This is a genomic window from Pseudomonas sp. S06B 330, from assembly GCF_002845275.2.
Lineage (GTDB): Bacteria > Pseudomonadota > Gammaproteobacteria > Pseudomonadales > Pseudomonadaceae > Aquipseudomonas.
On record NZ_CP088149.1, the window covers coordinates 2,502,516 to 2,521,938 of the forward strand.

Sequence of the window (19,423 nt, forward strand, 5' to 3'; positions counted from 1 at the left end):
GGGTGTGATGTTCACCTTGGTACCGCAACCGCTGGTCTACGCCGAGGCGCTGCTGGCGCATTTCGCCAGCCTTTCACGGGCGGCCGACGCTGCCACGCTGCTGGGCGACTTCGTGCGGGCGGTAGCCGGGCTCAGTGGTTGCGAACTGAGTCAACTGTACCTGCTGGATGCCACACATGTTCGGCTGGGTCTGAGCGCCGAATGTTTGGGCGGCATCCTGCAACCGCAGGAAGCGACGAGTCTGCCAGTGGATTACAACGGTGAGCAACTGCTGCAATTCGCCTTATGTCAGAACCGTGTAGTGAGCTTGGTGGGGCTGAATGACAGCCTCCACGAAACCAGTTTCCTGCCGGCTCAGGACATGCCCTGGCACTCGTTGTTGTGCATACCGTTGGTGAACACGCAAAAATCCGTCGAGGGCCTGTTGTTGTGCGCCAGTCGCGAACCGGTCGACCTTCAGGGCTTCGCCGACTCCATGGCCCAGCTGGGCGCCTTTGTGCTCGGGCAATTGCACCTGCTACAACGCCTGCGCCCTACGGTGGACGACGTGGCGCCCGTGGCCAGCGTCTTGGTCAGCGCCAGCGGTTACGGGCTGATCGGCAGCAGCACGGCGATGCGCCAGACCTACCAGTTGATCAGCAAAGTGCTGCATAGCCCCTATACCGTATTGCTGCGCGGCGAAACCGGTACCGGTAAGGAAGTGGTGGCGCGGGCCATCCATGACTATGGTCCGCGACGCTCCCAGGCGTTCATCGTGCAGAACTGCGCGGCGTTTCCGGAGAACTTGCTGGAAAGCGAACTGTTCGGCTACCGCAAGGGCGCCTTCACTGGCGCCGATCGCGACCGCGCCGGGCTATTCGACGCGGCCAATGGCGGCACACTGTTGCTGGACGAAATCGGTGACATGCCGCTGTCCCTGCAAGCCAAGCTGTTGCGTGTGTTGCAGGAGGGAGAGATTCGCCCGCTGGGCTCCAACGATACCCACACGATCGACGTGCGCATCATCGCCGCAACCCACCGCGATTTGGCTGCTCTGGTCAGCGAAGGCAAGTTCCGAGAGGACCTGTACTACCGCCTGGCGCAGTTTCCGATCGAATTGCCGGCCCTGCGTCAGCGCGAAGGCGACGTCCTCGACCTGGCCCGACACTTCGCCGACAAAGCTTGTGCCTTTTTGAAGCGCGACCCGGTGAGCTGGTCAGAAAGCGCCCTCAATCATCTCTGCGGTTACACCTTCCCGGGCAACGTGCGCGAGCTCAAGGGACTGGTGGAGCGAGCGGTGTTGTTGTGTGAAGGCGGTGAGCTGCTGGCCGAGCATTTCTCTCTGAGCATCGAAGCGCTGCCGGAAGAACCCGGCCTCAACCTGCGCGAACGCCTGGAGAAGGTCGAGCGCCAGCTGCTGCTTGATTGCCTGCGCAAGAACGATGGCAACCAGACCCTGGCAGCCCGCGAGCTGGGGTTGCCCAGGCGCACGCTGCTGTACCGCCTCGGGCGGCTGAACATCAATCTTGGCGACTTCGAGGGCTAGCGCCGTATGGCTTCACGAAATGCCATTTGATTTCTCTGAGCGCCGCCCGCCAGGGGTGACGCCTTATGCATTGACTACTCATGGAGACCTACTGATGCCTGTTCGTCACTGGCAAGCCGCCGTGCTGGCCCTGCTCGTTCTCAGCGGCCTCGGCGGCTGTAGCGGAAATTACAAATTCAACGACAACACCTATCGCCCATTGGGTGATCCGCAGGCGGTCAATCGCGGCAAGTGACCGCAAGGAGCCTCATCATGGAACTGGTTTTCGAAGTGCTGAACACCCAGCAGGTCGTGCCCAAGCAATTAAGCAGCAAAACCTTCAAACAGGCAGGCGGGGTGATTGGACGGGCCAAGGATTGTGACTGGGTGATCCCGGACGAGCAGCGTCACCTGTCCAATCATCATGCGGTCATCAGCTACCACGACGGTACGTTTTTCCTCACCGATACCAGCAGAAACGGTATCAAGGCCAGCGCTAGCGGCGCCTACCTGCGTAAGGGCGAACCGCAGCGAATTGAGCACGGCAGCCTCTTTACGCTGGGGGACTTCGAGATCCGCGCGCGTCTGGTGCACGATCCGGTAATCCTCGATATCGAGGCCGGTCGTCCGCAACCCGCGGGTAGCACCATTCCCGATGACGCATTCCTCGATCTCGACCCACTCAACGTGCTGGACCAGCAGGAGCGGGTGTATTCAGACATCGATGAGTTGACCGCGCTTAACACGCCGCGCCAGGAACCCCTTCAACGGGCGGACTATGCGCGCATCGACATGGAAAGCCTGCTAGTGCCGGAACTGGTGGCGCCGCCCCAGCCGCCGGTCTCTGTCGAGCCAGCTCCGGTAGAACGCCAGCATGAAGGTTTCTGGGAGCAATTCGGCGCGGCGCTGGGGATGGACCTCAACGGCCTCGATCACGACAACCGTGAAGTGCTGGCGATCAATGCCGCACGCCTGCTCAAGCAAAGTATTGGCGACCTGCAGCAGAGCCTGCGCACCCGCAGTGAGCTGAAAAATGAACTGCGCCTTGCCCTGACCACTGCCCAGGGCAGCAGCAAGAACCCACTCAAGTTCGCCCTGGACGCCAGCGAGGTGCTGGGCATCCTGCTGCTGGGCAACAAGCCCGGCCATTTGCCGGCCGAGGAGGCGATTTCCCGCGCCTTTCGCGACCTGCAAGCGCACCAGGTGGCGCTGTTGAGCGCCAGCCGTGCGGCGATGCGCAGCACTCTCGAACATTTCTCGCCGCAGCAACTGACGCTGCGTTTCGAACGCGATAGTAAACCGTTGCTGGCCACTGCCGGCAGCCGCTGGAGGGCTTACAACCGGTATCACCAGGCTTTGCGTCAGGATGATGACTGGAGTGAGCGCCTGCTGGCACGTGACTTCGCCCAGGCCTACGAGGAACAGATTCGCCTGATCTCCACCCTTCACACCGAGCACCAAGGATGACACGGATGTCTCGCTGCTTGACCCTGCTACTCAAGGCGCTGGTTGCACTGACCACCCTGGCAATGCTGGCCAGCTGTTCTTCACTGTCGCCGTACTCGAGCATGACCAAACTGAACCTCAAGCTGACCGCCAGCGACGAGCTCAACCCGGACCTCAATGGTCGTCCGTCGCCGGTCGTGGTCCGGCTGATCGAGCTCAAGCATCCGGTGGCGTTCGAAAACGCCGATTTTTTCAGCCTCTATGAGCGTGCCAAGGAATCCTTGGCGCCGGACATGGTGACCAGCGAAGAGCTTGAATTGCGCCCAGGTGAAACCGTGGAGCTCAAGCTCAGCGTCGAGGAGGGCAGCCGCTACGTCGGTGTGCTGGCGGCCTATCGTGACCTGTCGCAATCCCAGTGGCGCTATGTGGTGCAGCTCACTGCGCAGGCGCTGAACGAAGCCGATCTGACCCTCGACCAGGCCAGCATCCGCTCCAGTAATGTAACGATCGTCAAGGCGGATAGATAACCATGAATGTGCATAAAGTCATCTGGCAGGAAGGCATGTTGCTGCGCCCGCAGCACTTCCAGCACAACGATCGTTACTATGACTACCAGATGAAAACCCGCACTCAGTTGCTGGGCAGTTATTGCTGGGGGTTTCTGGGGTTGGAAATCGACCTGCAGTTTCTCAACATGGGCAAGCTGGTGATCAGCCAGGCCTCTGGCATCCTGCCTGATGGCAGCCTGTTCGAGCTGGGTGGCAACACCGAGCCGTTGGTCCTGGATGTGCCGCCCAATACCGGCCACACCCCGGTCTACCTGGCCTTGCCGCTGGTGACGGGCAACCACATCGAAGCACGTCGTGCGGAGCAGTCTGATGTCCTGGCGCGCTATACCGCCTATGAGGCGCAAGTCGCCGACTCCAACGCCGGCGACGACTCCAGCAGCCAGGTCAGTTGTGCCCGGCCGGACTTCCGTCTGGTGCTCGGCGAGCAACAGAGCGACCAGGTCTATGTGAAGCTCAAACTCTGCGAAGTCCTTGATACTACGCCCGATGGGGTAATCAGCCTCGATCCAGACTTTGTGCCAACCTTTATTCATGCCCATGCCTCGAGCTATCTGCTGTCGTGCTTGAAGGAAGTCATCAGCATGCTCAGCCACCGCGGCGACACCATTGCCGAGCGGATTCGTTCCAACAGCAAGGTCGGCGGTGCCGAAGTCGGCGACTTCATGATGTTGCAACTGATCAACCGTACCGAACTGCTGCTACGCCACTACCTGGGCCTGGAACAGGTCCATCCAGAAGCGTTGTACCGCACGCTGCTGACCATGCTCGGCGATCTGGCGACCTTCGCCAGCGACAGCAAACGGCCACGCTTGGACAGCCGTTATCAGCACAGTGACCAGGGCGTGAGCTTTCGCAAATTGATGGACGCGATTCGCCAAGTGCTGTCGATGGTGCTCGAACAGCACGCCATCGAGCTGGAGTTGCAGGCGCGTCAATACGGGATCACGGTGTCGCCGTTGCACGACCACACGTTGCTGGAGTCGGCCTCGTTCGTCCTGGCCGCGAGTGCCAACTGCGACTCCGAAGAGTTGCGCCATCGCTTGCCGGCGCACCTGAAGGTCGGTCCAGTGGAACATATTCGCCAGTTGGTCAACCTGCACTTGCCAGGGATCAAGGTGAAGCCGTTGCCCGTGGCGCCACGGCAGATCGCATTTCACGCCAACAAAACCTATTTCATCCTCGAACTCAATTCCGATGACCTGGCGCAATTGGAGCGTTCAGGCGGTTTCGCCTTCCACGTGTCCGGCGAGTTCGCTGAGCTTGAACTGAAATTCTGGGCCATCAGGAACTGACCGACATGATCAAGGACATGGAATACCACCAGGACGACAAAACCGTCTTGCTCGATCGCCAGGGCCAGGGTCCGGCGCAGGAGCCGATGACCGATGTTGCCACGCCAACGCGCATCGAACGTCTTGAACAGCGGATGATCTACGCCGCGCGTCTGCGCCCGGCCGAGGCCTTCAACATCGGTCTCAATGCGCTGGCGGCGGCGGCCTCCGATCTGTTGTCGGAAGTGGTGCGCCTTAAGAACAGCAACAGCAGCGAAGACTTGCCCGCGCTTAACACGCGTCTGAGCGAAGAGCTGAAGCTGTTCGAGGTGCGTGCCCAGCAAAATGGTGCGGAACACAGCCAAACGATCACCGCCCGCTACGTGCTCTGCACGGTGGTCGATGAGGCGGTGGTCACCACCCTGCGGGACAAGGAAAGTGAGTGGTCGCAGATGAGCCTGCTCAGCAGCTTCCACAACGAGACCTTTGGTGGCGAAAAGTTTTTTCAACTGCTGGATCGGCTTACGAAGAACCCGGTCAAGAACCTGCCGATGCTGGAACTGATGTACTTGTGCCTATCGCTGGGCTTTGAGGGCAAGTACCGGGTCATGCCCCGCGGCATGCTCGAACTCGAAGGTATACGCGATGCACTGTACCGGCAAATCCGCCAGCTGCGCGGTGACGTGCCCCGTGAGCTGTCACCACATTGGGAGGGCTTGCGCGACAAACGCCGTAGTCTGGTGCGCATCGTGCCGTGGTGGATGGTTGCCTTGTTCACCGTGGCCTGCCTGGTGGTGATGTATTCGGGGTTTGCCTGGGTTCTGGGCGAGCAGCGCGACAGCGTTCTGCAACCTTATCAGCAGCTTGACCCGACCGTGGTCCAGCCCCAGCCGTAAAACAGGGACGTGCAATGAAAAGTTTCTTCAAAAAAATCGCTACCCTCCTGCGTAAGACATGGCTCTGGACGCTATTGTTGGTGCTGTTTGTGGCCCTAATGGTGTGGTTCGCCGGGCCGCTGCTGGCGGTCGACGACTATAAATTCTGGGAAAGTGCGACCTCGCGCCTGCTGACCATCAGCGTGCTGTTCCTGATCTGGGGGCTGGCCATGGTTTTTGTCAGCTGGCGCGCCGGGCTGCGCAAGAAAGCGCTGGAAGACAGTGACGACGGCCAGGAACGTCTGCGTCGTGATGCGTTGATTGACGAGGAGAGGGACGCGCTGAGCAGCCGTTTCAAGGACGCCGTGCGCACCCTCAAAACGTCCAGTCTGTATCGTGGCCGCAGCGAGCGCTGGCGCGACGACCTGCCTTGGTATCTGCTGATCGGTCCGCAAAGCAGCGGCAAGACCAGCCTGTTGGATTTCTCCGGCTTGGAGTTCCCGATCAACAAGATCGAGCGTAAGCTGACCCGCGACACCCTCGGCACCCGACATTGCGACTGGTACTTCGCTGACCACGGTGTGCTGATCGACACCGCTGGCCGCTACCTGACCCAGCCTGATGCTGACGTTGACGGGAGTGCCTGGAGCACCTTGCTCAACCTGTTACGCAAGCGCCGTCGCGGGCAGCCGCTGAACGGTGTTCTGGTGACCCTTCCGGTGGAGCTGCTGCTGAGCGGCAATGAAAAGGACCTCGACACGCTGGCGCAGCAGGTGCGCCAGCGGCTGCAGGAGGTGCATCAGACGCTGCACGTCGATGTGCCGGTGTACCTGGTGCTGAGCAAGGCCGACCAATTGCTGGGCTTTGACGAGTTCTTTGATCAGTTGACCCGCGAGGAAAGCGATCAGGTACTCGGTGCCAGCTTTGGCCAGGAGCAGAGTGGCACCGACGTCGCCGTGCTACGTCAGGAATTCGAAGCGTTACTGCGGCGCCTGAACAGCCAGGTGATCATGCGCATGCACCAGGAGCGCGACACCCAGCGCCGTGGTCGCATTCTCGATTTCCCACATCAACTGGGGCAGATCGGCGAACACCTGTGCCTGTTCGTCGACATGGCGTTCACCGGTAACCGCTACCAGCGCGCCAGCCAGCTGCGCGGTTTTTACCTGACCAGCGCCCCTCACCTGATGGAGAAACTCGACCACGACGCTGCCAGCATCGGTGCCACACTGGGCATGCCGACCGGTGTTCTGCCGACCCTGCGCCGCGGTCGTTCGCGCTTCATTCACCACCTGCTGAGCCGGGTGATTTTCCCCGAGGCCGATCTGGCTGGGCTGGACACGCGCGAGCGCAATCGCATCCATTGGGGCCAGCGTGCACTGTACGCTGGCGCGCTGGTGGCGTTGGTCGTGTTCGGCCTGCTCTGGGCTGGCGGTTTCTCTGCCAACTACGAGCGCCTGGAAAATCTGCGCTCCCTGGCGCAGCATTGGAACCAGCAGCGGACGGCGCTGAGTGCCCACGACGATGCGATGGCGGCGCTCAACACCCTGGACACCAGTTTCAACGCTACCCAAGTGTTCCCGGACAAGGGCGATGTCTCGCTGCGTGAGCGAGTCGGTCTGTACCAAGGTAACGAAAGCAACCCGGTGGTGCTCAGTGCCTACGAGCGTGAGCTTCAGGCGCAGCTGCTGCCGCGGGTGGCGCAGATGTTGGAAGCACAGATTCGCACCAGCCTGCGCGATCGTGACCGCTTGCTAAACAGCCTGCGGGCGTACTTGATGCTGAACATGCAGGATCGCCGCGATCCGTCCTGGCTCAAGGCCTGGGTGGCCGCCGACTGGTCTACGCGCTATGCCGGTAACACTGCGGTGCAGAACGGCTTGAACGCGCACCTGGAACGCCTGCTCACATTACCGTTCAGTTATCCGCTCAACGACACCCTGGTGGCCCAGGCCCGTCAGGTGCTGCGCAGTGAGTCGCTGGCCAACGTGGTTTACCGCGCGTTGCGTGAGCAGGGGCGGAGCCTGCCAGAGTACCGTTTGAGCCAGCACCTGGGGTCGCAGGGTGAGCTGTTTTACGGTACCGACTATGCCATTCCCGGCTTTTACACCCAGCAGGGTTATCAGCAGTATTTCTCGGTCCAGGGCAGCGCATTGGTCAGCAATATCCTGCGTGATAACTGGGTGTTGGGTGAGGGCAGCGGTATCAGTGGCATGGACCTGCGTCGTCTGATGGTGGCACTTGAACAGCTGTATTTCCGCGACTACGCCAACTACTGGAGTGAAGCGGTCGGCCGGGTTGGCCTGCAACCGTTCAGCGATGCCGGCGAAGGCGCCGATCAAGTCGCCGGCCTGACCTCGGCCAGCTCGCCGGTGCTGCAATTGCTGGTGGCGGTACGTGAAAATACCCGCTTCCAGACCTTCGCCGAAAGCGTTGAAGAGGTGAGCGCAATCGCGGACAACGCCGCCACGAAGGTAGGGGCGCTGGGCAAGGTCGCAGCGGCAGCCGGGGGCAAGGCTCAGCACGTACTGGCCAAGACCCTGCCGGACACTGCGAAGCAGTCGCTGCAGCGTCGCTTCGAACCGTTGCACCGCCTACTGGATGACAACAGCGGCCCGGCGGCGGACCTGACCCCGGCACTGCAGGCGCTGAACGACCTGCAACTGCAACTGGCCAGCCTGGCCCGAGCCAGCGCACCCGAGCAGGCGGCGTACGAGATGGCCAAGGCGCGCATGAGCGGCCAGCGTGATGCGCTGAGCAACCTGCGCAATGCGTCGAAACGCCTGCCGCGCCCGCTGAGTGCCTGGTTCAACCTGCTGGCGGAAGACACCTGGCGCCTGGTGCTCGACGACACCTACCAGTACCTGAATCAGCGTTATCAGAGCGAGCTGTACAGCTTCTACGGCAAGGCCATCAGCAAGCGTTACCCGTTCAACGCCCACAGCACCAGCGACGTTGCCATCAGTGACTTCCGTGAGTTCTTCAAGGCTCAGGGCATTGCCGATCGCTTCTTTGAAACCTACATGCGGCCTTTCGTCAGTGGCGATCCGGGCAATTACCGCCTGCGCAGTATCGATGGCCACAGCCTGCCGATGTCCAAGGCCTACCTTGAGCAGATGGCCGCGACCCAGGTGATCCGCCAGAGTTTCTTCTCGGAGAACCCGGCACAGCCGCACGTGCAGTTCAAGCTGGAGCCGTACACCCTGGACCCGGCGGTCAGCCGCTCCGAGTTCCGGTTTGGCGATAAGACCCTGGAATACCGTCACGGCCCGATCGTACCGGTGTCGTTCAAGTGGCCGAGCGATGTTGAAGACGGGCGAACCAGCCTGGTGCTGGAGAAGATGGCCGGCCGCGCGATCGGCATCGAGAAGAACACCGGCCCCTGGTCGCTGTTCCGTCTATTTGATCTGATGCAGACCGAGTACCTGACGGGCCGTGATGTGTTGGTGCTCAAGGCTGAGGTGGGTGGCCTGCGCGCCAACTATCTGCTGATGAGCCAACGGGTGCCGAACCCATTCGATGTGAGTGTGTTGCGCAGCTACCGCATGCCGGTGGCGCTCTGATGCCGGTTACCAGCCCCTGGCGCAGCGCTGCGCGCACCGATCCTGGCAAGGTTCGGGCGCGCAACGAAGATGCCTTCCTCGATTGTCCGGAGCAAGGGCTCTGGGTGGTCGCGGATGGCATGGGCGGACATCAGAGAGGCGACGTCGCCAGCCAGTTGATTGTCGCCAGCTTGGCTGAGCTGCCGGCGCAGGGCGGTTTCGACGAGCGAGTCAAGGGTTTGCGCCAGTGCCTGCATTGGCTTAATCGGCGCCTGGGCCAGGAGTTGACCGTCACCGCCGAGCGGCATGACAGCATTATGGGCAGCACCGTGGTCGCACTGTTGCTGGAAGGCAACCGCGCGGCGTGCATCTGGGCCGGTGACAGCCGCTGTTACCTGTGGCGCGGGCAGCGTTTGTACCAGTTGTCCAGGGACCATTCGCTGCAGCAGCAATTGATCGACGAGCAACAGATGAGCGTCGAGCAGGCGCGGGCGCATCCGGCGGCCAATGCCCTGACCCGGGCAGTGGGCGCCAGCGAGCAACTGACCCTGGAGGTCCTGGAGCTGCAGGTCTATCCCGGCGATGCCTTCCTGCTGTGCAGTGATGGCCTGTACCAAGGGCTGAGCAGCGACGCACTGGGCAATGCGTTGAGCCTGGCTTCGCCGCACGTGGCGCTGCAACGTCTGTTGGACGGCGCCCTGCGGGGCTCGGCACGGGACAACATGACCGCCGTGGTGATCCGCCAATGAGTGACCTCAACGCCGCTTTGGATGACATCCTGATAGGCGAGGATGCGGCCAGCAATCTGACCTGTTCCGCCTTCGCTGAAGTCAATGAGGCCCCGCGTCCCCAGCCTAATAAGGGCAAGGCCCGCAACCGCTCCAGGAGCCGCTCTCGTTCCAAAGCCAAGTCCGTGGCGCCTGTGGGCGAACTACCGGATGTGCTGGCCGGACGTTATCGCCTCGAGCGCCTGCTTGGGGCCGGAGGCATGGGCGCGGTCTACCGTGCGCGGGATTTATTGCACGAGCAGTTCGGCGAGCCGGACCCTTACCTAGCGCTCAAAGTCATGAGCGAAGCATTTTCCGAGACGCCGGATGCCAGCGCCTTGCTCTACAGCGAGTTCGCCCTGAGCCGACGCCTGCGTCACCCAAACATCGTGCGCGTGTACAGTTTTGAGGTGGACACCCAGTGCCGGCGCGCCTTCATCACCATGGAACTTATGCGCGGCCTGGCCCTGGACCGATTGCTCTGCGAACGGCCTACCGGTCTACCGTGGAATGAGCTGTGCGATGTGGTGCGGCCACTGCTTGATGCCCTGGCATACAGCCACGCTCAGGGTGTGCTGCATGGCGACCTGAAGCCGAGTAACGTGATGCTGTGTGAAGACGGTGTGCGACTGTTCGACTTCGGGCTCAGCCAGGCCGAGGAGGGTATCCTCACCGGCTTGCCGCAGCTCAGCCGCAGTCGCTTCAACGCCTGGACACCAAGTTATGCTGCCCCTGAACTGCTGGAGGAGGGTGTGGTGTCGGTCAGCAGCGATCTCTATGCGGTGGCGTGTGTGATCTATGAGCTGGCCAGCGGCAAACACCCGTTCCGCCGATTACCTGCAACTCAGGCCCGTAATGAGCGTCTTGATCATCAACTGCAAGCACCTCGGAACCTTGCGAAACACTGTTGGCCTGTTCTGCGGAAGGCCTTGGCTTTTGATCCGTCGGTGCGACTCACCACGGTCTCCCCGCTACGGGATGTTTTTAGAGAACCTTCTTCATGGCTCAAGCGCTGGCTGTGTCGGGCCTGATGCCCATTAACCGGTGAGGAGGGCTCGGTCGTGGACGTGTTCGCAGCCATCGGCCGGGCAGTGCTCGGGTACTCCGTCTATTGACCTTTCTTGATCAACATCAACCGTAATCAAGCCTCCACCCTGTAGGCTAAAACCCAGACCTGGTACCCGAACCCAGAGGGTCAGATGATCTACCCATTGCTATTAACCCTGCACCTGTTCGCTGCGTTGATCTTCATCGGCACGGTGTTCTTCGAGGTGCTGTTCCTCGACAGTATCCGCAAGCAACTGCCGGCCAAACTGATGCTGCTGCTCGAACAGGCTATCGGTCAACGTGCCCGGCAACTGATGCCCTGGGTCTTGCTGGTGCTGTTCGGTGCCGGCGCTGGGATGGTCTGGCTGCGCTACCTGCCGCTGCTCAATACGCCACTGAGCTCATCGTTCGGCACCTTGCTGCTGGCCAAGATCGTAGTCGCCGCCAGCGTGCTGGTGCATTTTCTCGGCGCCATGCTGTTGTTCAAAACCCAGCGTATGACCGGCGCTTGGGTGAAGTTCATTCACCACAGTGTGTTTGCCCATATGGTGGTGATCGTGTTGCTGGCCAAAGCCATGTTCTACCTGACATGGTAGCTACCCCACCGGCGCTTGATACAAATCAAGGCCTCCAGGCTGTTATCGGCAGACACTGAAACTCCGCAGCCCGTCTCGGAGCCCCGTCATGCTCGATGTCCTTCACGCTCGCCACGAGCAGGTCGTTCAACACGATCAAGGTGTGCTCGACCCCAACAGTTATGTCGATGTGCGCAAGTTTCATGGCGGCGTCGGTTCTCTGGATGTGTTGCGAGCACTGCGCAGCAGCCGTCAGCATCAACGCCCGTTGTCGTTGAATGTGCAGGTGCCGACCGGCCTGTGCGCAGCCGACGCGTCCATGGACGAGTATTTCCAGTGCCTGACCCGAGAGATCGACCTGGTCGGCTGTCACCTGAGCACGCAGCAGCGGGTTGAGCAGTTCCACCTGGGGGGCACAACGCCTGAGCCAATGTATTTGCAGAAGCTGATGACGCACCTGCGCAGGCGCTTCAATTTTCTCACCCACGAGAGCGGTGATTACTGCGTTGATGTTGTCCTGCAACAGACCAGTTGGGCGACCATGGGCATGCTGCGTGACCAGGGTTTCAACCATGTCAGCATCGGCGTACCGGACATCGACAGCGGCAGCGGCCAGTCAGTGGCCAGCTTGCAGAGTCCAGCACCTATTCATTCATTGATCGATGCTGCTCGCACCTTTGACTACCGCTCGGTGAGTGTTGACCTGGGGTACGGTCACGCATGGCAGACCCCAGACAGTTTTACGCTGAAGCTGACCACCTTGATTGAACTGGAGCCTGATCGGCTGCGGGTGTTCGATTACGCCCAGCCGCCGCAGCGCTATGCCCAGTTCGCTCAACGCCATGCCTGCAGTGAGCACGACAAGGCCTTGATGCGGCGTATATGCTTCGAGCAGTTGCTGGCAGCGGGTTACCAGCACATCGGCCTGGGGCAGTTTGTACGCCCTGATGACGACTTGGCGATCGCCCAGGAGCGTGGCCGTTTGCGCCGCAACTGTCAGGGCTTTACCCGGCATGGCTACTGCGATCATGTCGGTTTCGGCCTTGGCGCAATCAGCCAGCTTGACGCGGTGTACGGGCAAAATACCGAGGTCCTTGGCGATTACCTCGAGCAGTTGCAACGTGGCCAGTTGGCCACGTCTCGCGGCTGGCGCGGTCAAGACAGCGATCAGCTCAGGCAACGGGTGATGGAGCGTCTGGCCTGTGATCTGGAGCTGGATATCCTGGCCCTCGAACGCCGTTACGGCCTGAACTTCCAAGACTATTTTCCAGTCGCATGGCGCCAGCTGGAGGCCATGAGCCGTGCCGGTCTGGTTGAGCTCAATGAGCGCTTTATCAGCATACTGCCCGCCGGCCGTGCGCAGGTGGATAGCATCTGCCAGGTGTTTGAACAGCAGGTGAACGGTACGGGTTTGACCTCCAATCATGAGTGGGTCGATCACGATGCCAGCCTTTGAATTCAACCGCGCCCTGGTCAAGAAATACGATCGTCCGGGGCCGCGCTACACCTCCTATCCCACCGCGCCCCAGTTTCATCAGGCCTTTGCGCTCGATGACTACCTGCACGCCGTGCAGACCAGTAATCAGGCGCAGGTGCCCAAGCCCTTGTCGGCGTACATCCACATTCCGTTCTGCCAGAGCCTGTGTTACTACTGCGCCTGCAACAAGATCATTACCCGCAAAACCCATCGCGCAGCCGAGTACCTGGGCTACCTCAAGCGTGAAATTGCCCTGCAGGGGGCATTGTTTGATCGCAGCCGCAAGCTGACGCAACTGCACCTGGGGGGCGGCACGCCGACCTATTTGAGCGACGAGCAGTTGGCTGAACTGATGACCTGCCTGCGCCAGGCATTCAACCTCGACGACAGTGACGATCATGAGTTTTCCATTGAAGTCGATCCGCGCACTGTCAGCACCGCACAGGTACAACAGCTACGTAGCCTGGGCTTCAATCGCCTGAGCTTCGGTGTGCAGGACTTTGACCCGCAGGTACAAGCGGCGGTCAATCGTCGGCAAAGCGAGGAGCAGATCTACGCATTGGTCGCGGCGGCGCGCCAGGCGCGGTTCAAGTCGGTCAGTGTTGATTTGATCTATGGTTTGCCGCTGCAAACGGTGGGCAGTTTCGATGTGACCCTGGGCAAAATCATTGCTCTGCGGCCGGACCGCATCGCCGCGTACAGCTATGCACACCTGCCCGAGCATGTGCGCGCACAGCGCATGATTCGCCCTGAAGACATGCCGCCGCCCGAGCGCAAGCTGGAATTGCTGGAGCTGACCATCCGGCGTCTGACCGAAGCCGGTTATGTTTACATCGGTATGGACCATTTCGCCTTGCCGGACGATGAACTGGCCCTGGCTCAAGCCAACGGCACCTTGCAGCGTAATTTTCAGGGCTACTCGACCCATGCCGATTGCGATCTGATCGGCCTGGGTGTGTCGGCCATCGGCAAGGTCGGCGATAGCTACAGCCAGAGCGTTAAGTTGTTGTCGCAGTATTACGCATGGCTCGACCAAGGCCTGCTGCCCGTGCAGCGCGGCTACCGCTTGAATGCCGACGATCAATTGCGCCGCGACGTTATCAATGCCCTGATGTGCCACGGCCGGATCGACTTCGGCGCGTTCGAAGCCGCTCACGGTATCTGCTTCACTGACTACTTCGCCGATGCCCTGGGGCAATTGGCTGAGCAGGTCGATGACCAGTTACTGGTACTGGATCAGGACGCATTGCAGTTGCTGCCTCAAGGGCATTTGCTGATGCGCAGCACGGCCATGGCCTTTGATGCTTACCTGGGCGGTGGACAGAAGGGTCAATTCTCGCGCACCGTCTGAGCCTTTGATGGCGATCAAGTTTGCCGGCCACGGCGCGAGAGCCGGCCTGACGCGCCTTTCTTTGTTGAGGGTAAAATTCACCCCAACGCATCGGGTCATTTGAACCGTTATAAGGTCATTTCTACCCTTTAGCGGCTTCATAACTCTGCAGACAATCAGCAAACACCGTGAAGGCACGGCCCTTGCACTAGCGTGTTGACAGCGATTGGCAGCTTACGCCGCCTGCCGTGCGCCTTGAAGTGCGACAAAGCGGTGGCTGGCAAATGACAGATGATGGGCCGGGATTCATCGCCCTCGAGACGAGACCGGCTCAAGGTAAGGAGTGGCATATGCAGGTTCTTGATCGCCGTAAGGCAATGGCCATCGTGCCGTTGTTGCGCTTGGCGTTTCGGCCGTTTTTCCTCGCCGGTTGTGGCTTGGCCGTGTTGGCGGTGCCCGTATGGCTGGCGGCCTTGACTGGCACCTTGGGCGACTGGCAACCGGCCGGTGGCTGGTTGGCCTGGCACCGTCACGAGCTGCTGTTCGGATTTGGGCTGGCGATCATCGCCGGCTTTCTGCTCACTGCCGTGCAGACCTGGACCGGCCAGCCGGGGCTCAGCGGCAGGCCGCTGGCTGGGCTGGCGGTGCTCTGGCTGGCCGGACGGCTAGCGTGGTTGACCAATGTGCCCTGGCCATTGCTGGTGTTGCTGGAATTGGCTTTTCCGTTGCTGGTGGCTGTGCTGATGGGGCGTACCCTTTGGCGGGTTCGGCAGAAGCGTAATTACCCGGTGGTGATGGTGCTGCTGTTGCTGGCGGCAGCGGACGGTCTGGCGATGTATGGCCTGGTTCAGGGCAATGACGGCTGGCAACGCCAGGGCGTGCTCGGCGGTATCTGGCTGGTGGCGGCGATGATGGGCCTGATCGGCGGGCGGGTCATTCCGTTCTTCACCCAACGTGGGCTAGGGCGGGTCGAGGCGGTGGCGCCCTGGCCTTGGCTCGACTGGCTGTTACTGGCTGCCTCTGCGCTGGTGGCACTGCTCTATGCTGCCGGACCGGCGCTGAGCCCCAGGGTTTGGATCGGCGTGCTGTTCGCCACCCTGGCCGTTGGCCATTGTCTGCGTCTAGGGCGCTGGCATGATCGTGGGTTGTGGCGGGTACCGTTGCTGTGGTCTCTGCACCTGGCCTACGCGTGGTTGGCGCTGGCTTGCCTAGGTATGGCCTTGTGGCATTTCGGTGTGTCGCTTAACCCCAGCCTGGCGGTGCATTGCCTGACCATCGGGGCCATGGCCGGGCTGATTCTGGCGATGATCACGCGGGTCAGCCTGGGCCACACCGGTCGCCCCTTGCAACCCCCAGCAGGCATGACCCTGGCGTTTGTCTTACTCAATCTGGCGGGTGTCTGCCGGGTGGTGTTGGTGCACTGGCTGCCGCTGGTCGGGTTGTGGCTGGCAGGGTTGTGCTGGTTGCTGGCATTTGCCCTGTACGCCTGGCAATACACACCGATGCTGTTACGTGCCCGGGTTGATGGCCATCCAGGTTAGGCGTTTGGTGAAGGAGAGGATGAATGCTTTACCCGTACTTACTGGTCGTTCATTTGCTGGCGGCGATCGCTTTCATCGGCACGCTGTTTTTCGAAGTCGTGATCTGGCAGACCGTGCGCCGGCAGTTGCCGACCAGCGCTCAGCCATTGGCTGACCAGGCCCTGTCGGTGCGTTCGCGCAAGGTGCTGCATGGTGTGGTGCTGCTGTTGTATAGCGCTGGCATCGGCCTGGCCTGGCAGCATCGCGCGGCCTTGAGTCATCCGCTGGACAGCAATTTTGCCAGTTTGCTGAGCCTGAAGATCGTTTTGGCGCTGAACATCATCGGCCATTACGTGCTACTGGCTTACTGGTTGCAACGGGGGCGATTGAGCGAGCGGCGGGCGCGGTGGATTCGCTGGAGCATATTGGGTCATATGCTGGTGATCGTGATGCTGGCCAAGGCGATGTTCTACTGGCATTGATCTGCGCCCACGGACCTGTGGGTGCTGGACTTGTCAGCGCTGCAGGCACCGCCTATTAGCTGACACCGCGCCGGCTCCCACGCAGGCTATACGGTGCTGAATAACACCTCGTTTTCCAGCTGTATATGTTCCAGCAAATCATCATGAAACACCTGCAGGCCTTGGTACAGGGCTCGCCAGGTATTGCAGGCATCGGCAGGTGAGGTGAAGGCATCGGTCAGTACCAGCAAGGTTTTCAGCGCTTGGGTGTGTTCATCATGCTCAAGCCGCATTACCCGGATCGGCGCCGCCGCAGGGCGGCTCAGGCCATGTTGAAGCAGAGGGAAAAGCACGTGCTCTTCCTTGCACATGTGGCTTTCCAGCTCCTGCTGCATGGCCTGTAGATGGCCGGCCAGGCCATTGGGGCACTGGCTGTGCGTGCCGTGCACCTGTTCTACGCGCTGCGCCAGGCTGATCAGTTCAGGCAGTTGTTCACGGTGACGTTGGTGGTAGCGCCAGAGGATGTGCGCGATCAGTTCAGCTGCGGGCGCCGTGCGCCAGTTGTGTGGTTGGCTCATCAGGGTTCCTTGAGAGGGCGTACAGAGTTCCCTGACGCCAGAGCAGCGTCTGTGCCATTTTTAACTGATTGAAATCAATCACATTATTTTTTTCAGTGGTGATAATCACCTCGATGCCTCAGGGTAGATGCAACCACAAAGGGTGATTATTACCATGCTGCGAGAAAGCCTGGCCGCCGACCTGATTGTCGAATTACCCAATGCCGTGCGCTTGCAACGCCTGGTGCAAACCCTGCGCGAGTACTTCAATTGCGGCGCGGTTGGTTTGCTGCGTCTGGATGAGGACAGCCTGCGCCCGGTGGCCGCCGTCGGCCTGGTGCATGAAGCCCTCGGGCGGCGTTTTGTGATTGCCCAGCATCCACGTCTGGCGGCAATCATGGCCTCACGCGAACCTACCTGGTTCGAGCCCGACAGCCGCCTGCCTGATCCTTACGACGGTTTGCTTGAGACCGCGCTCCATGAGCCGCTGGCGGTGCATGACTGCATGGGGGTGAGCCTGTATGTCGAAGGGCAGGCTTGGGGTGTAGTCACGCTGGATGCCCTGCAAACCGGTACCTTCGACGCCGCTGCACGGGAGGAGCTCAAGCACTGCACCTTGCAGATCGAGGCAGCGTTGCGGGTTACCCGCCTTGAACAGGAAAACCGCAGCCTGCGCCTGACGCGTAGCGATGTGCCGGAGCTGCGCATGCCTGGGCAGGAAGGCGAGATTCTTGGTCAGAGCGCGGTCATGCATCAGTTGCTCAATGAGCTGGATGTGCTGGCCGACTCGGAACTGCCGGTGTTGCTGTTGGGGGAGACGGGGGTCGGTAAAGAGTTGTTCGCCCGACGCTTGCACCGCCTATCGCGGCGCAGCCATAAGCCCTTGGTACAGGTCAATTGCGCGGCTTTGCCGGAGTCGCTGGCCGAAAGCGAGTTGTTCGGCCATGTCAAAGGCGCCTTTTCCGGTGCTGGCAGTGATCGTGCCGGGCGCTTTGACGCGGCCAATGGCGGCACCTTGTTTCTTGATGAGGTCGGTGAGCTGCCCCTGAGCGTGCAGGCCAAACTGTTGCGTACCCTGCAAAACGGTGAAATACAGCGCTTGGGCGCGGATAAGCCGTTGCATGTGAATGTGCGCATCATCGCCGCCACCAACCGGCATTTGCCCGACAGCATTCGCCAGGGGCTGTTTCGCGCCGATCTCTATCATCGCCTGTCGGTCTACCCACTGCCGATTCCGCCGCTGCGTGAACGCGGTGATGACGTGCTGATGCTCGCCGGGCGCTTTCTTGAACTCAATCGCAGTCGCTTGGGCCTGCGTGGCCTACGCCTGTCTGCTGCGGCTGAGCGTGCGCTGCTGGCCTATCACTGGCCGGGTAACGTGCGTGAGCTAGAGCATGTGATCAGCCGCGCCGCACTCAAACAGCTCAGTCGCGGTGAAAGCCGTAACTTGATTCTCACCCTGGAGCCGCAAGTGCTCGACTTGGACAGTGGCCAAGCGGCAGAACAGGCGACAGCGCCAGTGGCACCGTCCAGCTCGCAAGGGATGTCGACGTTGCCGCTGAGTGAGAGCGTCGATGCCTGCCAACGTCAGGCCATCGTCAATGCACTGCAGGCGTGCGGCAACAACTGGGCCAGCGCGGCGCGCTCGCTGCAGGTCGATCCGAGTAACTTGCACAAGCTGGCCAAGCGCTTGCGTCTGAAGTAAGTCTCGGGTGTTGATGGCGGTCAAGGTGTGCTGCTGACGTAGCCAACAGACTATGTACTCCATTCCCCCGGAGATCACCGCCATGCCCCTGTCCTTGGCTCAGATGCGCCGTAATTACACCCTCGGTGGCTTACAAGAGGAGGCCGCGCCGCAGGATCCATTGCTGATGTTTTGCCAGTGGCTGCAGCAGGCCCGCGAAACCGAAAGCGCGCCGGTGGAGGCCAACAGCATGCATTTGGCGACGGTCGACAGCCAGGGGCGGCCCCATGGCCGGGTGTTACTGCTCAAGGGCGTCAGCGACGCCGGCTTTACGTTTTTCGGTAACTACCAGAGCGCCAAGGGCCAGGAACTGGATGCCAATCCGTGGGCAGCGATGACTTTCTTCTGGCCGGGTCTGGAGCGTCAGGTGCGCATAGAAGGGCAGGTGCGGCGGCTCGAGCCGCAGCTCAGTGATGAGTATTTCGAAAGCCGCCCGTTGGCCAGTCGTCTGGGGGCTTGGGCCTCACCGCAAAGCCAGGTGCTGGCCGATCGCGCCGCCCTGGAAACCTTGCTGGCGCAGACGATTCGCCGTTTTGTCGATCAACCGCTGCAGCGCCCCGAACACTGGGGTGGTTACTGCCTGCAGCCAGCGCGCATGGAGTTCTGGCAGGGGCGCGCTGACCGATTGCATGATCGCCTCGACTATCGGTTGGAAGACGGGGTGTGGGCGCGTAATCGCCTGGCGCCCTAAGCGGCGTGCTCGGTCGAGGTACCTCCATGGAGGAATAGGTTCGCCTC

General features: G+C 61.1%; 16 protein-coding genes and 1 pseudogene. 16 read left to right on the forward strand and 1 reads right to left on the reverse strand.

The window, feature by feature from the left end; genetic code table 11:
* The first annotated feature begins 7 nt into the window (after positions 1-7).
* From CX511_RS11285 to CX511_RS11350, 14 genes are all read left to right on the forward strand, one after another.
* A complete protein-coding gene (locus tag CX511_RS11285; protein WP_101292028.1) occupies positions 8-1,525 on the forward strand; it encodes a sigma-54 interaction domain-containing protein in 1,518 nt (505 codons plus the stop codon).
* Positions 1,526-1,619: 94 nt separating this feature from the next.
* Positions 1,620-1,760: a hypothetical protein gene (locus CX511_RS11290; protein WP_045190494.1), complete on the forward strand. Its 141-nt coding sequence runs from the start codon at positions 1,620-1,622 to the stop codon at positions 1,758-1,760.
* A 17-nt stretch (positions 1,761-1,777) separates the two neighbouring features.
* Complete coding sequence (gene tagH, locus CX511_RS11295) at positions 1,778-2,971, forward strand: type VI secretion system-associated FHA domain protein TagH (protein WP_045190495.1); 1,194 nt, start codon at positions 1,778-1,780, stop codon at positions 2,969-2,971.
* A gap of 5 nt (positions 2,972-2,976) precedes the next feature.
* The gene (tssJ, locus tag CX511_RS11300; protein WP_045190497.1) at positions 2,977-3,477 is read left to right on the forward strand and encodes a type VI secretion system lipoprotein TssJ; all 501 of its coding nucleotides are present in this window, start codon (positions 2,977-2,979) and stop codon (positions 3,475-3,477) included.
* Between the two features lie 2 nt (positions 3,478-3,479).
* Positions 3,480-4,811, forward strand: coding sequence for a type VI secretion system baseplate subunit TssK (tssK, locus tag CX511_RS11305; protein ID WP_101292027.1), 1,332 nt, complete (start codon positions 3,480-3,482; stop codon positions 4,809-4,811).
* A gap of 5 nt (positions 4,812-4,816) precedes the next feature.
* Complete coding sequence (gene icmH / locus CX511_RS11310) at positions 4,817-5,686, forward strand: type IVB secretion system protein IcmH/DotU (RefSeq protein ID WP_045190500.1); 870 nt, start codon at positions 4,817-4,819, stop codon at positions 5,684-5,686.
* 14 nt (positions 5,687-5,700) lie between these two features.
* Positions 5,701-9,228, forward strand: coding sequence for a type VI secretion system membrane subunit TssM (gene tssM / locus CX511_RS11315; protein WP_045190502.1), 3,528 nt, complete (start codon positions 5,701-5,703; stop codon positions 9,226-9,228).
* A complete protein-coding gene (locus tag CX511_RS11320) occupies positions 9,228-9,956 on the forward strand; it encodes a PP2C family protein-serine/threonine phosphatase (protein ID WP_045190503.1) in 729 nt (242 codons plus the stop codon). Before tssM ends, CX511_RS11320 begins: the two co-directional genes overlap by 1 nt.
* A complete protein-coding gene (locus CX511_RS11325) occupies positions 9,953-11,005 on the forward strand; it encodes a serine/threonine-protein kinase (protein ID WP_101292026.1) in 1,053 nt (350 codons plus the stop codon). The genes CX511_RS11320 and CX511_RS11325 overlap by 4 nt, the downstream gene beginning before the upstream one ends.
* 168 nt (positions 11,006-11,173) lie before the next feature.
* Positions 11,174-11,617, forward strand: a complete 444-nt coding sequence (locus CX511_RS11330; protein WP_045190506.1) for a CopD family copper resistance protein — start codon at positions 11,174-11,176, stop codon at positions 11,615-11,617.
* Positions 11,618-11,705: 88 nt separating this feature from the next.
* A complete protein-coding gene (locus CX511_RS11335) occupies positions 11,706-13,052 on the forward strand; it encodes an oxygen-independent coproporphyrinogen III oxidase (RefSeq protein ID WP_101292025.1) in 1,347 nt (448 codons plus the stop codon).
* A complete protein-coding gene (gene hemN, locus CX511_RS11340) occupies positions 13,039-14,424 on the forward strand; it encodes an oxygen-independent coproporphyrinogen III oxidase (RefSeq protein WP_101292024.1) in 1,386 nt (461 codons plus the stop codon). Before CX511_RS11335 ends, hemN begins: the two co-directional genes overlap by 14 nt.
* Before the next feature lie 329 nt (positions 14,425-14,753).
* Positions 14,754-15,944, forward strand: a complete 1,191-nt coding sequence (locus CX511_RS11345) for an NnrS family protein (RefSeq protein WP_101292023.1) — start codon at positions 14,754-14,756, stop codon at positions 15,942-15,944.
* 23 nt (positions 15,945-15,967) lie between these two features.
* Positions 15,968-16,405, forward strand: a complete 438-nt coding sequence (locus tag CX511_RS11350) for a CopD family copper resistance protein (RefSeq protein ID WP_101292022.1) — start codon at positions 15,968-15,970, stop codon at positions 16,403-16,405.
* Positions 16,406-16,491: 86 nt separating this feature from the next.
* Here CX511_RS11350 and CX511_RS11355 read toward each other — a convergent pair.
* Positions 16,492-16,950, reverse strand: a pseudogene (locus CX511_RS11355) (hemerythrin domain-containing protein); the annotation flags it as partial.
* A gap of 166 nt (positions 16,951-17,116) precedes the next feature.
* Between CX511_RS11355 and norR the strand changes: the two are divergent.
* Both norR and pdxH read left to right on the forward strand, forming a co-directional pair.
* The gene (gene norR / locus CX511_RS11360) at positions 17,117-18,646 is read left to right on the forward strand and encodes a nitric oxide reductase transcriptional regulator NorR (RefSeq protein WP_101292020.1); all 1,530 of its coding nucleotides are present in this window, start codon (positions 17,117-17,119) and stop codon (positions 18,644-18,646) included.
* 82 nt (positions 18,647-18,728) lie between these two features.
* Complete coding sequence (gene pdxH / locus CX511_RS11365; protein WP_101292019.1) at positions 18,729-19,376, forward strand: pyridoxamine 5'-phosphate oxidase; 648 nt, start codon at positions 18,729-18,731, stop codon at positions 19,374-19,376.
* Positions 19,377-19,423 lie beyond the last annotated feature (47 nt).